Source organism: Kitasatospora sp. NPDC059327 (genome assembly GCF_042752535.1).
GTDB lineage: Bacteria > Actinomycetota > Actinomycetes > Streptomycetales > Streptomycetaceae > Kitasatospora.
In genome coordinates this window covers 21,825-24,588 of sequence record NZ_JBHYYB010000122.1, presented here as the reverse complement: position 1 = coordinate 24,588, position 2,764 = coordinate 21,825, and the positions used below count along the sequence as shown (strand labels likewise).

Genomic DNA, 2,764 nt, shown 5'->3' with positions numbered 1-2,764 from the left:
GCAAGACGCTCGGCTGGGATACCCCAGCCGAGCGTCTACGTGATCTACTCACCGTCTGAAACCAAGCGGTGTTGCGACGACCCCTTGAACCTAAGCACGACGGTGCGAAGGTAGGGCCCCTCGTCGTTCCCGGGCGACGACCGGCTCAGTCCTCGACGGGCTCCCGGTCCGCCGACGTCCGCCCCGACGTCCGCCCCGACGTCCACCCCGGGGCCCACCCCGAAGCCGCCGCGCCGACCGCCAGCAGCCGCAGGCCCGCCTCCGACGACGAACCGGGCGCCGCACTGAAGAGCAGCATCCGGTGGCCGGACGCCTCCGGCAGCGGCAGCGCCTCGAAGTCCAGCGTCAGCCCGCCGACCACCGGGTGCCGGAACTCCTTGCTGCCGAACAGGCAGTCGTGCACCGGGTGGCCCGACCAGAGCGCCGCGAACTCCGCGCTCTTCATCGACAGCTCGCCGATCAGTTCGGCCAACTGCCTGTCCTCCTGGTGCCGTCCGGCGGTCAGCCGCAGGAAGGCCACCTGGGCCCGCGCCTCGGTCTCCCAGTGCGGGTAGAGCTCCCGGGTGCGCGGGTCGAGGAAGAGCAGCCGGCTCAGGTTCGGGCGGTCCGCCGGCCGGTCGGGCGCGGCCGGGTCGAGGTGTCCGGCCAGCAGGGCGTGGCCGAGCGGGTTCCAGGCCAGCACCTCGTTGCGCCGTCCGACCGCCACCGCGGGGACGTCCGCCATCGCCCCGATCAGCTGCCGGACGGCCGGCCGGGTCCGTTCGAAGCCCTCGGCCGCCCGCCCCTTCGCCGAGCGCGCAGGGCGGCCCGCGAGGCCCGCACGGTCCGGGCGGGCCAGGTTGCGCAGGTGGGCGTGCTCGTCGCCGTCCAGCCGCAGGGCCCGCGCGATGGCGTCCAGCACCTCGTCGGAGACGTTGCGGCTCTGCCCCTGCTCCAGCCGCGTGTAGTAGGTGATGCTGACGCCCGCCAGCTGCGCCAGTTCCTCGCGGCGCAGGCCGGGCACCCGACGCCGGGTGCCGTACGCGGTGAGGCCGACGTCCTCGGGACGCAGCCGGGCGCGACGGGTGCGCAGGAACTCGCTCAGCTCTGCGGGATTCTCCATGCCGACCAGTCAACACCGCCGGGCGCCCCGGAGCCTGTCCCTGTCAGTGCCACCCTCGGCGGGGGTCTGGGTAGCACCGGCGCGGCCGCCCAGGCTGGTGCCGCACCCGCAGACCCCGTCGAGCCGAGAGGCAGCGCCGCGATGACCGCCACCCTGTCCGAAGCACCACCAGCCCCCCGGACCAGCACCGGCACGACCGGCCGGCAGCGGCTCGTCCTGGTCGTCCTGCTGGCCGCCCAGTTCATGCTGGCCGTGGACTTCTCGATCCTGAACGTCGCCCTGCCGGTGATCGGCCGGGGGCTCGGCTTCGGGCTCGGCAGCCTGCAGTGGATCGCCACCGCCTTCGCCCTGTCCGCGGCCGGCTTCACCCTGCTGTTCGGACGGGTCGCCGACCTCGTCGGGCGGCGCCGGGTCTTCCTCCTCGGCCTCGCCGTGCTCGCCGTCTCCTCGCTGGTCGGCGGGCTGGCCACCTCCCCGGAGCCGCTGCTGGCCGCCCGGGTCGCCCAGGGCCTGGCCACCGCCGCGGTGACCCCGGCCGGGCTGGCGCTGCTGACCACGGCCTTCCCGGAGGGCCCGCTGCGCGACCGGGCCCTGGGCCTGAACGGCGCGCTGATGTCGGCCGGCTTCACCTCGGGCGCGGTGCTCGGCGGACTGCTCACCGACCTGCTGAGCTGGCGCTGGGCCTTCTTCGTCAACGTGCCGGTCGCGCTGGCCGTGCTGCTGGTCGCGCCCCGGCTGATCGCCGAGAGCAGGCCGGCCGGGAGGACGGGGATGGACCTGCCGGGGGCGGTCACCGTCACCGGCGGCCTGCTCGCGCTGGTCTACGGACTGACGGCGGCCGGCGAGCACGGCTGGGGCGAGCCGCTCGCCCTCGGGGCGCTGGGGCTGGGCGCGGCCCTGCTGGTGGCGTTCTGGTTCGTCGAGCGGGGCGCCGCCTCGCCGCTGGTGCCGGTCCGGGTGCTGCGACGGCGCACGGTGATCTGGGGGAACGCGGCCGGGCTGCTGGCCTTCGCCACCGAGACCTCGCTGGTGTTCCTGCTGACCCTCTACCTCCAGCGGGTGCTGGGCTTCTCGGCGCTGGCCACCGGCCTGGCCTTCGGGGTGCTCGGCGCGGGCACGGTGCTCGGCGGGGTGGTGGCGCCGCGGCTGATCGGCCGGCTCGGCAGCCGGGGCGCCCTGCTCGCCGGGTTCCTGACGCAGGCCGCCGCGACCGCGGCCCTGCTCCTGCTCGGTGCCGACCGGGCCTGGCTCGGCCTGCTGCTGGTGGCCACCTTCGTCGGCGGGGTGGGCAACATGCTGGCGATCGTCGGCTTCATGGTGACGGCGACCTCGGGCCTGCCGGACGAGGAGCAGGGGCTGGCCACCGGCGTGGCCACCATGACCCAGCAGGTCGGCATCACCCTGGGCACCCCGGTGATGAGCGCGGTCGTCACCGCGGCCGCCGCGGGCGCCACCGTGCTCACCGGTGTCGGCTGGGCGATCGCCGTCAACACCGCCCTGGTGCTGCTCGCCGCGCTGACCTCGGCGGTCTTCCTGCGGCGCCGGTGAACGACGCCGCACAGCAGCGGAGTGGGGAGTGGGCCGGGGCGCGGGGCCCCACGCCGGTTGCTGCGGGGCCCCTGCGGTCCAGGGGGTAGGGCTCGGGCGCCGGGAGGTAGATTG

General features: G+C 75.4%; 2 protein-coding genes. One reads left to right on the top strand and one right to left on the bottom strand.

From position 1 onward, the window contains the following. Positions 1–145 precede the first annotated feature (145 nt). Complete coding sequence (locus ACFXHB_RS39390; RefSeq protein WP_380581049.1) at positions 146–1,102, bottom strand: helix-turn-helix domain-containing protein; 957 nt, start codon at positions 1,100–1,102, stop codon at positions 146–148. 141 nt (positions 1,103–1,243) lie between these two features. On the opposite strand from ACFXHB_RS39390, the gene ACFXHB_RS39385 reads away from it, so the two are divergent. Beyond that, the gene (locus ACFXHB_RS39385; protein WP_380581045.1) at positions 1,244–2,650 is read left to right on the top strand and encodes an MFS transporter; all 1,407 of its coding nucleotides are present in this window, start codon (positions 1,244–1,246) and stop codon (positions 2,648–2,650) included. Positions 2,651–2,764: the final 114 nt, after the last annotated feature.